The organism is Mesobacillus campisalis, assembly GCF_000986785.1.
In the GTDB taxonomy this organism is placed as follows: Bacteria; Bacillota; Bacilli; order Bacillales; family Cytobacillaceae; genus Mesobacillus_B; species Mesobacillus_B campisalis.
Window position 1 is genome coordinate 233,735 of the sequence record NZ_LAYY01000004.1, and the last position, 15,056, is coordinate 248,790.

The 15,056-nt window shown below is 39.1% G+C and carries 15 protein-coding genes, 2 pseudogenes and 1 riboswitch; of the genes and pseudogenes, 10 read left to right on the forward strand and 7 right to left on the reverse strand.

Going from position 1 to position 15,056, the window contains the following annotated elements; genetic code table 11:
• Positions 1–13 precede the first annotated feature (13 nt).
• The 3 genes from WQ57_RS05510 to WQ57_RS05520 are packed head-to-tail and all read right to left on the reverse strand — an operon-like array spanning position 14 to position 2,602.
• The gene (locus WQ57_RS05510) at positions 14–382 is read right to left on the reverse strand and encodes a DndE family protein (RefSeq protein WP_046522711.1); all 369 of its coding nucleotides are present in this window, start codon (positions 380–382) and stop codon (positions 14–16) included.
• A 5-nt stretch (positions 383–387) separates the two neighbouring features.
• Complete coding sequence (gene dndD / locus WQ57_RS05515) at positions 388–2,400, reverse strand: DNA sulfur modification protein DndD (RefSeq protein WP_046522712.1); 2,013 nt, start codon at positions 2,398–2,400, stop codon at positions 388–390.
• A gap of 16 nt (positions 2,401–2,416) precedes the next feature.
• Complete coding sequence (locus WQ57_RS05520) at positions 2,417–2,602, reverse strand: DNA modification system-associated small protein (RefSeq protein ID WP_046522713.1); 186 nt, start codon at positions 2,600–2,602, stop codon at positions 2,417–2,419.
• A 464-nt stretch (positions 2,603–3,066) separates the two neighbouring features.
• Between WQ57_RS05520 and WQ57_RS26520 the strand changes: the two are divergent.
• From WQ57_RS26520 to WQ57_RS05535, 3 genes and pseudogenes are all read left to right on the forward strand, one after another.
• A pseudogene (locus WQ57_RS26520) lies at positions 3,067–3,235 on the forward strand (PLP-dependent aminotransferase family protein); the annotation flags it as partial.
• Positions 3,236–3,386: 151 nt separating this feature from the next.
• On the forward strand, positions 3,387–4,700 hold the full coding sequence (locus tag WQ57_RS05530; RefSeq protein ID WP_046522715.1) for an MFS transporter: 1,314 nt from the start codon (positions 3,387–3,389) through the stop codon (positions 4,698–4,700).
• 388 nt (positions 4,701–5,088) lie between these two features.
• The gene (locus WQ57_RS05535; protein WP_046522716.1) at positions 5,089–6,030 is read left to right on the forward strand and encodes a DNA/RNA non-specific endonuclease; all 942 of its coding nucleotides are present in this window, start codon (positions 5,089–5,091) and stop codon (positions 6,028–6,030) included.
• A 96-nt stretch (positions 6,031–6,126) separates the two neighbouring features.
• Here the strand turns inward: WQ57_RS05535 and WQ57_RS05540 are convergent.
• Positions 6,127–6,711, reverse strand: a pseudogene (locus WQ57_RS05540) (IS110 family transposase); the annotation flags it as partial.
• Positions 6,712–7,097: 386 nt separating this feature from the next.
• A riboswitch (TPP riboswitch) is annotated at positions 7,098–7,198 on the forward strand.
• 147 nt (positions 7,199–7,345) lie between these two features.
• Between WQ57_RS05540 and WQ57_RS05545 the strand changes: the two are divergent.
• Positions 7,346–8,098: a 3-oxoacyl-ACP reductase gene (locus tag WQ57_RS05545; RefSeq protein WP_046522717.1), complete on the forward strand. Its 753-nt coding sequence runs from the start codon at positions 7,346–7,348 to the stop codon at positions 8,096–8,098.
• An 81-nt stretch (positions 8,099–8,179) separates the two neighbouring features.
• Positions 8,180–9,487 carry an LLM class flavin-dependent oxidoreductase gene (locus WQ57_RS05550; protein WP_046522718.1) on the forward strand — a complete coding sequence of 436 codons (1,308 nt, stop codon included), beginning with the start codon at positions 8,180–8,182 and terminating at the stop codon, positions 9,485–9,487.
• A 145-nt stretch (positions 9,488–9,632) separates the two neighbouring features.
• Here WQ57_RS05550 and WQ57_RS05555 read toward each other — a convergent pair whose 3' ends face one another.
• The 3 genes from WQ57_RS05555 to WQ57_RS05565 all read right to left on the reverse strand — a co-directional run bounded on the left by WQ57_RS05555 (position 9,633) and on the right by WQ57_RS05565 (position 11,713).
• On the reverse strand, positions 9,633–10,325 hold the full coding sequence (locus tag WQ57_RS05555; protein ID WP_046522719.1) for an LrgB family protein: 693 nt from the start codon (positions 10,323–10,325) through the stop codon (positions 9,633–9,635).
• Entirely contained in the window at positions 10,295–10,699 is a 405-nt protein-coding gene (locus WQ57_RS05560; RefSeq protein WP_046522720.1) for a CidA/LrgA family protein, read from the reverse strand. Before WQ57_RS05560 ends, WQ57_RS05555 begins: the two co-directional genes overlap by 31 nt.
• A gap of 309 nt (positions 10,700–11,008) precedes the next feature.
• Complete coding sequence (locus WQ57_RS05565; RefSeq protein ID WP_046522721.1) at positions 11,009–11,713, reverse strand: DUF421 domain-containing protein; 705 nt, start codon at positions 11,711–11,713, stop codon at positions 11,009–11,011.
• Positions 11,714–11,942: 229 nt separating this feature from the next.
• Between WQ57_RS05565 and WQ57_RS05570 the strand changes: the two genes are divergently transcribed.
• The 5 genes from WQ57_RS05570 (at position 11,943) to WQ57_RS05590 (ending at position 15,015) form a co-directional block, all read left to right on the forward strand.
• Positions 11,943–12,266 (forward strand): PadR family transcriptional regulator, encoded by a 324-nt coding sequence (locus tag WQ57_RS05570; RefSeq protein ID WP_046522722.1) that lies wholly within the window; start codon positions 11,943–11,945, stop codon positions 12,264–12,266.
• On the forward strand, positions 12,259–12,825 hold the full coding sequence (locus WQ57_RS05575) for an HAAS signaling domain-containing protein (RefSeq protein ID WP_046522761.1): 567 nt from the start codon (positions 12,259–12,261) through the stop codon (positions 12,823–12,825). Before WQ57_RS05570 ends, WQ57_RS05575 begins: the two co-directional genes overlap by 8 nt.
• A complete protein-coding gene (locus tag WQ57_RS05580; protein ID WP_046522723.1) occupies positions 12,812–13,615 on the forward strand; it encodes a DUF4097 family beta strand repeat-containing protein in 804 nt (267 codons plus the stop codon). Before WQ57_RS05575 ends, WQ57_RS05580 begins: the two co-directional genes overlap by 14 nt.
• Before the next feature lie 88 nt (positions 13,616–13,703).
• On the forward strand, positions 13,704–14,345 hold the full coding sequence (locus WQ57_RS05585; RefSeq protein WP_046522724.1) for a hypothetical protein: 642 nt from the start codon (positions 13,704–13,706) through the stop codon (positions 14,343–14,345).
• 25 nt (positions 14,346–14,370) lie between these two features.
• Entirely contained in the window at positions 14,371–15,015 is a 645-nt protein-coding gene (locus tag WQ57_RS05590; RefSeq protein ID WP_046522725.1) for a nuclease domain-containing protein, read from the forward strand.
• The last annotated feature ends 41 nt before the right edge of the window (positions 15,016–15,056 follow it).

Genomic DNA, 15,056 nt, shown 5'->3' on the forward strand with positions numbered 1-15,056 from the left:
TGGGTCTTACTTATTATAAAATCGCCAATCTAGGGTCTTCCATTGATGTTTTATTAGTTAATTCAATTTTTAAGATTCTTAGCCCTTTTTCAATATAGAGAAGCATATGCTTGTGTAAATCAGAATCATCTAAAGGGTTATTTACCTCATTAATGATTAAGTGTTTGAACAGTAAAAACTCTTTATCTTTAATAATTCCATCAGGAATTACCCATTTATTCTTACCATCAGGGAAGTCCTCAAGTATTGGTCCATTTGAAATAGAAAGTCCTTTTGCCAAGGCGACCTTAACCGCCATTGGTCTTTCAATTTCTAGAGAATCAGCTAGTCGGTCTAGGATTTCTTTACCTTCCTCTGATAAAGACATTCTACGGTTTGACATTTAGATCACCTCACAAACTTAAAGTATCCATCTCGAATAATGGTGTATTTTTTATGCTCATTATAGTCTAACATGTATTGTTTATAAGAGTTCTGTTCCATTAGGTTAACATACTCTTTTGTAATTTCGGTATCAGTTGAGAGAATGATAACTTGTTGACTAAGTTCCTTATAATAATGATTAATTAAATGTGTACGGTGATAACTGTCTAGTCGACCAAGAGGTGTATCTATAACCATCGGGAGTGATAAATCTGATGCCTTAGTAAGAGCCCAAATTAGTGCAGATGAAATCATCTGCATTTCACCTGCAGAACGATCTTGGATACTTATTTCTTGTAAGCGATCATTATAAAGGCGGATTGAATAGGTATCGATGTCGAACTCAATTCTCCCAAATTCATCTTGTTTCCTGAATAACTTCTTAAGCATGTTTGAAAACTCTTCTTTGATAAAAGTTGCTTTCATCGTTGTAACATCAACTATATATTGCTGCATTGCTTTTATCGTACGTGTAACCTGATCACTTTTTCGTTGTAGCTCTTCTAGGTTTTCATCTTGTCCCGATAGACGAGTTAACTTATTTAACAAGTGAGCCTTTTCTTCATTCGCCTTGTTCAGTTTTTGGTTAACCGATTTTAACTTTAGATTAAGTTCACCAGACTTTTGAACTAACAAGTCAATTTTTTTATTTTCTCCATCAATATTTACTGCTTCAGGTGCATTTCGAATTTCTATCTCTATTCTATCTAAATCCTGTTGCGCCTTATCAATTTTATTTATTAAGGAGGTTACCTGTGTTTTGTCTTTAATCACCATATTCATTAGATAACTATAGTCGCTATTGGCTATATCATGAATTTCTGTAAAATTTTCGGGCACTACATATCTGATGTGATTTTCTTTGATCCAAACTTCCTCACCAATTTTTTTTATTTGTTCTAACTGTTGTTGAGAAAGGGGAGGATTGATTGACTTATTTAGTAATTGATTCATGAAATTATGATAGGGAGTTAAGGAGGTCTTTTGTAATATCCGCTTATGACTTATTTCGCTCTCCTGTTTAAGACGCTTCTTTAAGCTGGATATTTTATCCTGCAATATAATGTTTATCATATTTTCTTTTAGAAACTTATTAAGATCTTTCTTAGCAATTTCAAGTTCCGTCGAAATTCTAGATTGTTGTTTAATAATCACTTCGCGTGATTTTGAATTCTGTAGTAGTTTATCATTACGTTCCTTTTTTGCATCAGAGATTAATTTTTCGTATTTACGAAATTCCGTTAAGATTTTATCTTTTCTCTCTTCAAGCTTAGCTGTTGTAGCTTTAATCTCATCCAATTCTGCTTGAACATTTGTAAGTTGTTTTTGACTTACAGACCTAGCTAACTTGTTCTCAATAGAAGATTGTAAACTTCGCAAGTCAATCAGCAACTGTTTATAGGCTTCCATCCCTGTTATTTTGTGAATGGCATCCTTCATTTCATTACTATTTTGGCGGAGGATTATATCTTTAATTTCTTCACCATCAAAAATAAAAAAAGGAGCTGCATAGTATGGAATTATACGATCAATAAATTTATTATACACTTCAATATTATCTATTCGAGCGTGCTTAGGGAATGTGGACCCAGGCTTTTTTATTTCCAATTTCCTTTCTTCGAGCGTCATACGCTTATACTGATCGAAAAACCACTTTATTTTTAATGTCCATTCTTCTTTGGAATCTGTTTCAAGTGTTAAAGAAACGGAACATTCGCGTCCACCTTCATCGAAGAAGGTATTATTAATGATATTAGCAAAAAGACGTTTGTACTCTGATTGAGTCATTCCTCTCTTCCCAAATAAAATATATAGAATGGCTTTAAGAATCGTTGTTTTACCAGCACCATTCAAACCACCTAGCAAAATAATATTTTTTTTCTTTTCTTCTCTAACATCTTCGGGAATATATAAATCTATTTCTTGAGTTCCGTAATAAGTTTTATAGTTATCAAACACTAGCTTTTTTAATAACATTGAAAATCACACCTTGTTAGTCATTTTTAGAATAGATGTTAATAAGTTCCTCATATTCTTTTATTCGAGCACCGGCGGTAACATTTTCATAGGAAAGTTTTTTTGAGGTTTTTAGTAATTCTTTGGCTAGTTTTAAAGGAATGTTATTTTGATTACAGATTTTGGCCAGAAGCTCTAATTCTCTTTTTTCAATTTGTTTCATTAAAATCACCTACTATTTGGTATAAATATTTTAATTATATAACAATATTATCATAGATTTGTATTATTAGTTACATAATCGTATTGTGCGAATATTATCACTTCATGCGGAGGCTACCTTCCATTCTGTGATAAGAGCTATGGCCAGTTTTTCGAACAAGTCGCAAAGGAAGTAGGGCTGACACACTGGGCAGCCACTTCTGGCGGAAGCAGTGATACAAGAATTTGGGGTAGAGAAACGGGATTCAAAGTGTCAATCTCTCTGAGGGATATGAAAACGAACACACGGATTCCGAATGGCTAGATGTTGCAGCCTGTTACCAGACAGCGGGCTTAATCAAGGGGATTTTTGAACGCAGCTGGGAATTACGGAGAATTTTAAGAGAGATAAAACGTAACGAAAGAGATGCTGCAACCTTTTCAATTCCTGGCTGAGAAATCTACTAACTATATTAGAAGAGTACCTTATTTCGCTGGCTTCTCCTGCCAGGCAGGATCGCTGATGCTGAATTTGAAAGGTTAGCTGCACAGAATGGGGTACAAGTGTATGCTGCTGAACGTTTTGTTGTCGGAAACAATTATCCAGAGCGAGCTGGTCTGTACACCGGAAACGATTGAAGAGCTTGAGCGGGGGCGAGAATTCACCAACGTTTACTGGCCGATCATGTCTAAATATCGTTTGCCATACAATTACCTTATTGTATGGCTTTTTTGTGCGTGTTATGATGGTTCAAATCAAGTTGGCAGATTATGAGATTTAGATTTTGCCGTCTAGAAAGGGAGTGATGACTGTGTTACATAAAGAGAAGGAAAAAGCGACGGACGCTCAATCAAATGAAGTACAACGCTATATTCATTCTCCTGAAAAACAACAACAACTGTATAAAAGAACATTACTGGTGGTTGTTATATCCCAGGTTTTTGGAGGGGCAGGACTTGCGGCGGGAATAGCAGTGGGGGCCCTTCTAGCCCAGGATATGCTAGGTTCAGATAGTGTAACGGGAATTCCTACAGCGTTGTTTACTTTAGGGTCCGCAGGGGCCGCATTCCTTGTGGGACGGCTTTCCCAGCGATTTGGACGGCGTTTTGGACTGGCGATGGGGTTTTTGGCAGGAGGTTTCGGTGCCATTGGAGTCGTCATTTCAGCATTAACCAATAGCATCCTGCTCTTATTTATTTCACTGCTTGTCTATGGAGCCGGATCGGCTACCAACCTGCAAGCACGCTACGCTGGAACGGACTTGGCGAACTCGGCACAAAGGGCAAAGGCTGTCAGTATAGCCATGGTTTCCACCACAATCGGTGCTGTTGCCGGTCCAAACCTTGTTGATGTCATGGGGAAGTTCGCTCTATCCATTGGAGTTCCCGCTTTAGCTGGTCCATTTATATTAGCTGCTGCAGGGTACATACTTGCCGGTTTGGGTATCTTCTTTTTCCTTCGCCCAGATCCCTTTGTTGTTGCAAAAGCAATAGCAGCTGCTCAAGTAACAACCAGTAAATTTCTCTCGGAGAGCAACGCTAATCCGTTATCGGAAAACAGGCGAGGCATTTTAGCAGGAGCCGCAGTAATGATTCTCACCCAATTTGTGATGATGGCCATTATGACGATGACCCCCGTGCATATGGGACACCATGGACATGATTTGAATGAAGTGGGGTTGGTCATTGGATTCCATATAGGTGCCATGTTTTTGCCATCTTTAGTGACAGGCATTCTTGTTGATAAAATTGGGCGCGGAGTTATGGCAATTGCCTCCGCCATTACGATGCTTACTTCCGGCTTTCTGGCTGCAATGGGGCCTGCTGATTCAATGGCAGTGCTCATTACAGCACTTGCTTTACTCGGGCTCGGCTGGAATTTTGGGTTAATTAGCGGCACAGCTATTCTTGTAGATGCAGCTTCGCCATCAACCCGGGCTAAGACACAGGGTTCTGTAGATGTTTGGATTGCCTTGTCAGGTGCATTAGGGGGAGGCTTATCTGGAATAGTTGTAGCGCATTCCAGCTTTGCAGCCCTTTCCAATACTGGTGCTTTGCTTATATTACTGATTATTCCTATTGTTATTTGGGCGGGCAATAAGCAGGATGAGATTAAATAAAAAGGGTACTGAACTGTTTTTGCATAAAGGGCAGAGACTAAATAAAGCATCTTAGACGAGAAAAAACGCATGGGAATTTTCTAACTAACGGATTCGGTTTTCGAGTACAAAAACTTAATTCTCATACAAATTAGCAGACCAATTCGCAACTGAATTGGTCTGCATCTTTTTGTTGATATATCAGGATTTTATGTGCATTTCAAGGGTTTTTACCACCTGAATTCGCACCTCTTTCAGCATGGACAGAAGTTATTGTTAGTGTGCAAATTCATATGCTAAGTTAATCAGATTGGAGTGTTAAAAACGGTGAGCAGGTTATTTATGTTAAAATGATAGGAGTCTTATTAAACAAAACGGGGAGTTTAATTGAGGGTGGAAGAGTACTAAAATGAAAAAGAAAAAGAACATTTTATTCTTACTTATAACAATCACCTTTATGGCTGGTTGTACCAACGTAGAAGATACATCCAATACAATTGTAGAAACAGATTCACAAAAAATAGTCGAATCCGAAGGAAATAAAAATAATGCGAAAGAAGAAACTGTCTCCACAGTTCCGGAAGAAACGGCAACCGAACCAAATAATGAACTATTCTCAGGCTACAAACTTATTGAAGTTGATGGCGGTAATCTGTCTGGACATCGTGAACCTAATGTTGTCGTTGACATTGGGTATGGGGACCGTGAATATTGGGCATTTACAAATGAATACGGGCAGCTAGTACGTGTCATTGCTGACGAAATCACCCTGCAGGATGACAGCAGCGAACCTGTATTATCTTCTGGAAGATACTATCCTGATGAGGCAAAGGTTCCGGGTGTTAGAAGTGAAGTTTTAGATGAAGGCCATATCATTGCTGATTCTCTCGGTGGGGTAGCAAATGCTTATAATATCACTCCACAAGATAGTACGCTCAATCGACACGGCGATCAAGCTTATATGGAAGATTCAATCAGTAGAGCGGGTGGTGCTGCTGATTTTGAAGCAATTATCACTTATCCCAATACACAGACACAGATTCCTTCGAGTTATCAATATACTTACACGATAATGGGCAACAAGATCGTTGATACATTTGACAACGTGAACCCTGACGAAGTAAACGCATCACTCGGTTTAACAGACAGTGAATCAGATGAATCAACCGAACCCGCTGAATCAACAGGATCAAACACAGAAGATGATATTTCCAGCGTAGATACAAACGGCAATGGACAGGTGACGATCAAAGAAGCAAAGGAAGCGGGTTTCAGTATGCCAATAACGAGCGATCATTGGTTATACCCATATATGGATGATCGTGATAATGACGGTATGGTAGGTGAGTAAACCTCTAAAACTTCGAGGCTACTATAAAGAAAGCTCAGAGCAGAATGGCTCCGAGCTTTTTTGTGTGAAAATAAATACTTCTATTGGTCTTTGTATTCCATGGATACTGCTCTCCACGTCTTCGGCATCCACGTAACCTTGTTCCACCAGTTTTTTTAGCAGCTTCCTCCCTAAAACGCCGAAAACGTCAGAAATTCCTGTGCCCAGCTTGACATTTGAACGCTCAAGAACCTTTTGAATTCGGTTTTTCTCAGAAGTTAAATGGCCAATCCATTTCTTCCGGAACGTGTAAGATCCCTCAATTCCCGGATTTCAACGTGCGGAACAAAGCCTTTTTTATCAGTCCATGCCGTAATAGCTTGGCAATCCATCCAGAGTCGGAGACATCGGTTTTCCTGCCAGGAACATTCTTAATCCGTTGGGCATTGGCCAGGATGATACCAAAAAAGTCTTCCAGGACATTGAAGACCGGCTTCCAGTAGATGCCAGTGCTTTCCATCGCAATGTGGGTAACACTGTAATCCTCAAGCCATTTCAAAAGACGGAAGAGATCCTTAGTCAAGGTGGGAAAGGTTTCGTCAGCTTGACCTGATTCTCATCCTGCCTTCCGGTAATGACACACGCCACGATGGTTTCAGAGTGGACATCCAAACCAGCACAGCGTTCGATAAATACTCCCATGAATTCCGTCCTCCAAAGCAAAGTTAAAATCACAAACAGTGAATGGATTTGAAATTGGGCATTTTTCTGTCCGTGGTCATCCTTCCAAACGGAAAGAGCCAGCAAAGGGTTGGTCACCAAATCCATTCAAACAGTTTTGTGTGCTGTATTGTATTACTTGTATGGGTATGATTAAACCAATATAAATTGACTATCCTTCCCAAAAGGGAACCGGTTACCATAATACAGGTTTCCATACGATTATAGAAGAAGATCGCAAGCCAGATTAGTTATGAAAGAAGGTATAACATATTAATTTTAGAATAGCAAAGTTATAGACATACTATAACTAGCCGTATTTCCTTGACATAAATTTCTTAAAACTATAACATTGAATATAAATTAAATATATGCACTAGGGGTGTTATTTAACTGAGATGAGTATAAACTCAAACCCTTTGAACCTGATCTAGCTGAAACTAGCGTAGGAAAGTGTAAACTCTAATACATACTTAAAGAGCGATTGTGCCTTATTTTTAATATGTAGTTAATTGTTTTTACGTAACTTTCCTATGGGAAGGTTGCGTATTTTTTATTTTATCGATCATTTTATTATGTAAGTTTCATCAAAATTAAACATATAGGAGTTGTTATGATGACTAGAACAGTATTAGTAACAGGCGGCAGCAGAGGTTTAGGAGCAACAATCGTAAAGACATTGGCACAACAAGGGTTTCAAGTGGTGATCAATTACTATAAAAGCAAAGATGCTGCTGAGCAGCTCGTTTCTGAGATTGGTGAAGAGAAGGCTATTGCCATTCAGGCTGATGTAACCAATCGTAAAGAAGTAGATGAGTTGGTAAAAAAAGCAACGGAATATTTTGGTCAAATCGATGTTGTAGTCAACAATGCTTTAGTAGACTTCAAATTTGATCCAAACAAACAGAAATCCTTCACAGAACTCACATGGGATGATTATCAAAAACAACTAGATGGTACTTTAAAAGGAGCATTTAATGTCGCTCAAAGCGTCATCCCTCAATTTATTGAACGGAAAAATGGAAGTATCATAAGTATAGGTACGAATTTATTTCAAAATCCTGTTGTACCCTACCACGAATATACAACAGCGAAAGCTGGATTAATAGGTTTTACACGTAATATCGCTTCTGAATTGGGAGTATATGGTATAAAAGCGAATGTAGTTTCAGGTGGATTATTAAAAATGACTGACGCCAGTGCTGTTACAACACCAGAAGTATTCGATTTAATTGCTCAATCAACCCCATTGAAGAAGGTGACCACACCTCAAGATGTAGCCAATATGGTCGCTTATTTATCTTCGGAACATGCGAATGGTATTACAGGTCAAAACCTCACCGTAGATGGCGGTTTGACAATGAACTAATAACTTAAATCACAAAAGATCACCCTTTCAAAACGGAGTATGCAAGACAGTCAATAATATTACACTTTGAGGTGTAAACCAATGATAAAAACGAAAGAAAAACAACTGCATTTAGGTGTTTTGCTGTATGGTTGCGGACACCACCAAGCTGCTTGGTTAATGCCTGACTCAAGCGTTGAACGGATTGGAGACATTTCCTATTACCAATCTTTAGCACAGTTAGCGGAAAAAGGTTACTTTGATGCAGTATTCTTTGCTGATAAACAATCATTTCTATCGAAAGATTCTAGTGATATGCCAGCATTTTGGTTGGATCCAATCGTCAATTTAACAGCTATTTCTCAAGTGACCAATTATGTGGGATTGGTTTCAACGATTTCAAGTACTTTTTCTAATCCTTTCACAGCTTCACGACAATTATTAAGTTTAGACCATGTTACAAAAGGACGTGTTGGTTGGAATCTTGTTACGTCAATGACGGATTTAGAGGCGTTAAATCATGGTATGGAAGGATTACCTTCCCATGAAGAACGCTATGAGAAGGCTGATGAATTTGCTGCTTTAATGAATAAGTTATTTCTTTCATGGGACAGCAATGAGTTTCTACATGATCGAGAAGAAAAAAAATTGATCAATCCTTCAAACATTCAGCCTGTTCATCACAATGGTACCTATTTTAAAGTGTATGGTCCATCCACTACGCCAAAAAGTCCGCAAGGCAAACCGGTATCAATGCAAGCAGGGGCATCTAAACAAGGCATAGCATTAGCCGCAAAATATGCGGATGCAGTCTATTCAGTGTCGTGGAACTTAAAGCAAGCAAAAAAATTTCGTAAAAAATTAGATGAACAAGTTAAACAAAGCCAAGACAGCAATAGACATATTAAAGTATTTCCAGGCTTAGTCACCTATGTAGGTCATACCCATGAAGAAGCTTTAGCCAAAAAAGCAGCATTAGATGAGCAATTACCTATTGAAACAGCTTTAAAACAGTTGAGTTTCTTTATTCAACAAGACTGTTTTAATTGGGAACTTGATAAAGAAGTACCTCCGTTACCACCAGTAGAAGAATTTACTGGTCCAGTTGGACGTTACGAAACGATACTAGAAATTATTAAGGATACACAACCTACAGTAAGAGAATTATTAGGATATCTTAATGCAGGCGGTGGACACCACACGCTGATAGGTACACCCGAGGAAATTGTGGATCAGATGGAAGACTGGTTTGAAGCGGGTGTGGCTGACGGATTTAATCTAATGCCCCCTACATTACCTGGTAGTTTAGAAGACTTTGTTGAATTGATCGTTCCTGAAATGCAAAAAAGAGGTATTTTCAGAAAGAAGTATGAAGGTCATACCTTCCGTGAATATTTAGGATTAACATAATAAATGATGATAAAATGACTGTACTAGTTGAAGAGGTAAAATGTTGGTAAACTTCTAAAACTCCGAGACTACTATAAAGAAAGCTCAGAGCATAATGGGCTCCGAGCTATTTGTTTGCTAATTTTACTGCTGAAGAGTTAACTTCCTAAAATCGGAGCAGTCCCGCAACAATTGGTCCTATAAAGGTACCGATGATGGCACATAATGCCATCGCAACGGAACTCATTGAAAAGGTGAGTTCACTGTATTCGGCAGCTTTAGAGGTTCCTATGGCATGTGAGGCACTGCCGAGAGCAATCCCCCTGCCAATGGGGCTATGCACCCGCATCATTTTAAAGATAGCAGGAGCGGCTAATGCACCAAATATCCCTGCAAGCGTAACACAAACAGTGGCTATAGAGGCATTTCCTCCTAATCCTTCAGCTACTTCCATGGCAACAGGGGAAGTAAGGGATTTAGGGATAATGGAAAGTGTTAAAGTATCATTGATGCCGAGTATTTTAGACAGGAGGCCAACACTGAACATTCCTGAAATCGTAGCGATCAAAACTCCTCCTGCGATTGTAAATGAATATTTCATTAAATAATGACGTTGTTTATATAAAGGATAAGCAAGTGCTACAACCCCTGGCCCTAAAAGGGAAGTGATCCATTGCCCGCCCATCATATAATCTTTATACGGGATATTAAGTATAACTAGGGTGACGATGATTAATACCGTCGCTGTTAAAACGGGAAGTAAAAAAGAATAGGAATACCGTTTATACAACTTCGTCATTGCAAAGTATGCCAGAACGGTTAATAGAATCATGCAGAACGCGAAGAGAGCTTGTTGCATTCTTGAACCTCCGTTCTTTTCTGTCCTTTTTTCTCAAAAAATTGGATTGCGGTTCCGGCAATGGCAATGGAAATGCCGGTACTTAACAGAATGGCTGCAACGAGTAATACACCATGAATGGAAAGCAGCGAAGGATAGTTCATGATCCCAACCGTTGTTGGAACAAACAATAACACCAAAATACTTAGCAAAAACGTGGCTCCATTTTCAATCAGCTTGACAGGAACGATTTTTAAACATAGGCAAATAAAAAGCAACAAGAGTCCTATGATGCTGCCCGGAATGGCCAGGTGGAAATAGTTTTGAATATAACTTCCAATGAAGTAAAAGAGATATAAAATGCCAAACTGGAATACAGTGGTGAGAATCTTCATGTTGTGTTGTTCCACTTTTCGGAAACAACTTCCCTTCTTTCTTATAAAAATAAAAACTTCTGATATTAGGAGGTAGTTCATCGCATATTTTTGGGGTTATCCGTATTGTTATAACCTGCGACAAGAGGAAAAGAACCATATGGTAGCTGGTATACCTGATAGCAAGAACTTAGTATATCATTGGTTTTGTCTTTTAACAACACAAGGTATGGGTTATAAGGCATAAGCATTGGGACAAGCTGTACTAGTGCATGAATGATAGGAGAATAAATGAAACGCAGGGGGGAGAAACAAGAGACCCTCCTGTTTTCATTTATATAAGAAAACCTTCAGATTATCTTTTCTGTCTAGGGTAGCAAGCAGGACGTTTTTAACCTCAGTTTGGAATGCCATTTCCAGTTTAGAAATCACCCACTCCGCATCCTTATGAGTCTGTTGCAGCTCCTTCTCCATTATTCTTCCTTCCTTAATAATGGTCCTCGGAAAATCAAAGGGCTCCACATCAATTTGGCAGGTTGAAGGAGTAAGCGGTTCATATTTTGGATCCAGGAAAAAGGAAATTCTTCCTTCGGCTTCCCAAAGGGCTAAGGCCACTTTGTTAACATCTGTTACCTTTTCTTTCCGTAATTCTTCTAACAAAACATCGATCGAAATCCTCGCTTTCTTTAATCCAGTATGTATGATTTCTCCATTCTGAACAATTTTAATAGGTGTTTGATTGACCAACTTTCTGACTAGAGGCCATTTGAGAATAATGAAAATACTTATAAGATACAAGGCCACTAATACTGTTGTAGTGATAACGGACCCTTTCAGTCCAAGCTTTTCATCCGATAGCGGATGTGCAATGATGTTTCCGATGATTAAGGCCATGACGAAGTCCAAGAGTCTCAATTGTGAGATCGCGCGTTGTCCTAAAGCTCTGGCAACAACGACGATAAAGAAATAGGAAACGACAGCACGAAGAATCCACTCCATGAGTGTAAGTGTTTCCTGACCTTGTGCAAAATCCATTTTTCCGACACATCCTTTATGCCAATCACTGCCATATTAGTGTATCTCTTTTACTTTTTATCATCCGTATCCATATTTAATAACAGCCGATTTCAAAAATATCAAAAAATATCATACAGTACCTTGTATTGAACAGTACTGTATGATATATTTTTTATAAAGGTATTCTAAATAAAACAGTACTGTATAATAAATAGTAGTGAAATGTTAGGAGTGAGGTGGCTGAACAATGAACGTACAATTTAAAAAAGGCGTATTAGAATTATGTGTTCTTGTTTTACTGAATAAGAAGGATCGTTATGGATATGAGCTTGTTCAAAAGATATCAGAGCAGATTGATATATCCGAAGGATCTGCGTACCCATTATTAAGACGATTGACAAAAGAGGGATACTTTACGACATACTTAAAAGAATCAACCGAAGGGCCGCCAAGGAAGTATTATCAGTTAACAGACAGTGGAAAATCATATCTTCATGACCTGCTTCAAGAATGGGAAGAATTCACAAATGGGGTAAATCAATTAATAAAAGAAGGTGTAAATGGTGACTAAAAAACAATTTCTCACTAAATTGAATGCATCTTTGAAGAGACTTCCATCAAGTGAAAGACAGGATATTTTACAGGATATGGAGGAGTATTTTGAGATTGGAATAGAAGAAGGAAAGACTGAGGAACAAATATCAGCTTCACTTGGTTCGCCCCACCAAATTGCTAAAGAGCTGGCAGCAGCGTATCGTGTTGAAAAAGTTGGGGAAACTGCCACAGCCAGCAATATTCTCCGAGCGGTATGGGCTGTCATTGGATTAGGATTTTTTAACCTAGTGATTGTGTTAGGACCGTTTGTTGCGTTAGCAGGATTCATTATTGCTGGTTGGATAGTGAGCGTTTCATTTGTTGCTTCCCCGATATTGGTATTAATAAATGTCTCCATACACCCGCAAATTTTTGAGCCTTTCGATTTATTCTTTTCGATTGGCCTTGCTGGTCTGGGTTTATTTATTGCAATCGGAATGTTCTTTGCAACCCGCGCAATAACAAACGGATTTGTCCGTTATTTAAAATACAATGTAGGACTTGTGAAAGGTGGCATGAAACATGTCCAATATTAAAAAAATATCCATTGTTGCTTTAGTTCTTTTATTAGTTGGTATTACAGGAAGCCTTCTCACAGTTCAAGCAAAAACCCAATCAGAGACGATTAAAGAAGAAAGAATATTTAACAATGAACATTTCTCCAATATTGAAATTGAGGGAGATAACGCTTCAGTTGAAATTATCCCTGCAAATAATTCAACAACCAGAGTAGAGTTAGTGGGGAATGCCAAAAAGGATCGGGAATATACCCTTGATGCTGATATCCAGAAAAATACACTCGCAGTTACTTTAAATGAGAAACAGCTTAAATTTTACAACTTTGGCTTTCCCGACGCAGCATTGGCTATAAAAGTTTATGTCCCTAAAAAAAAGTACGACACCTTGCGGGCAGAGCTAGCAAATGGCAGTGTGACAGCTGAAGAAATGGAAATCAAAACTGCCACAGTAAAAACCATCAATGGGGAAATTGATCTAAAAGGTTTGGAAACATCCACAGTTACTGCCCAATCTGATAATGGAAAAATACTCCTTGAAGACATTGAGGGTGATATTTCCGGGAAGATAATAAATGGAAGTATCTCTTTTGTAACAGATCATTTAGACCGCAACGTGGATTTCGAAAGTTTGAACGGTAAAATCGAAATTCAAACTGCAAAAGAGCCAGCAAATGCCACCATCGATGCAGAAGTTTCCCACGGAAACGTTACTATATTTGGCGATTCCATTAGAGACACTGTGTTTGGAAATGGTGAAAACTTAATAAAATTAACAACGCTAAATGGGGACGTTACAGTAACGAAGTAAAAAATCATATAAATAAAAAAATTTCTTAAAAGTACATCAATACATTCTTAAAACAAATAAAGGATATTGATAAAGCTTCTGGAACGCTATGGAGCCACTCAATTCTGGAGATAGCCTCAAGCTTTGGGATATTCATCAGGGCTGGATTCCCTTTAAAGATGCGATTTTGACGGAGGGAGCCGAATACAAACTGCGCTATTTCAGTTCGGGGATTGATATGAGAATCCAGGGAATCCCCATTCCTTTTTATCAGGAGCAAGATGGCTGGCATGGAATGTTCATGACTCCCTTCCAAAGCGGGACAGTCAAAGTTTGGCTGAATGGTCAGGAGTTCGAGACCTTCATCTACCCAGATGACCGTAAAATGACGGAGGAACAATTTGAGGCGATGATCGGGGAAGTTTTGGAGGAAGCGGGAAGCTATTTTCAATATGCAGGACTCCAGAGAAGTGTCAATGCTTCTGGCCTGAGCCGGTCAGTCAGCTGGACGCAATGGAGTTATCTGGAGCGGTCATTTTACCAGCTCCAGCAACTCTATTCAAAAATCCAGGAGCAGCCGCTCAGGGAATTACAAAAGGCGGCTCTTAGCCAGAAAGGGAAAAGGTTCAGCAGACCGACACAGCCATACTCCGCTGGCTGGTCAAGAGAGGACATGGTTACGAAGTTCCTCCGACCGTTGAGACCAGTCAATTGTACGAAAGCATGGATGTATATGAGAATCAGGTTTTAAAACAGCAAATCTTTAACTTTCCCGTATGCTGGGAACCTATGAAAAGGTTGAATTCGAAGCTGTTTCCCAAAAGGCGCGCAAATTCAGGTCCATCCTAAACCGTTGGCTGGCGAGCCCCTTTTTAAAAGGGGTAAGTGTGAACCGGGGCCCTTACTCCATAACGCAAAAATTTAGGAAGCACCCTGTTTACCGGCTGTGGTACGGCTGGTTCGACAGGCTTTATAAGCACGGCAGGGAAGGCATCGGGTTAGACTATCCCATCTCATTAAAAGACACCTACCAGCTATATGAAATATGGTGCTTTATGAAAGTCGTGAAGGTTTTAAAGGAAGCTGGTCTAGTAAAGGATACAACGAATTTGTATTTGATGACGAACGATGGCATTTTCTTAAATCTTGCCGAAAACCAGGAAAGTGAAATCCGCCTGGAGGGAGGGGTCTCTTTATTTTATCAGCTGTCCTACCAATATAACTCCAGGAACTTTCACACCTATACTCAAAGGATGATTCCTGATATCGTGCTAGAGAGTGAAAGGGGGATCATCGTCTTTGATCCTAAATACCGGGTGCCCGGCAATCTGGGCATTGCGCTAGGGGAAATGCATAAGTATCGGGATGGAATCCTCACAGGAATACAAGGGCAAAGGCTGTATCTGAGGTGTATATCCTGACACCAACCAGATTAGACCAAACAGATGCCTTAAGATACTTT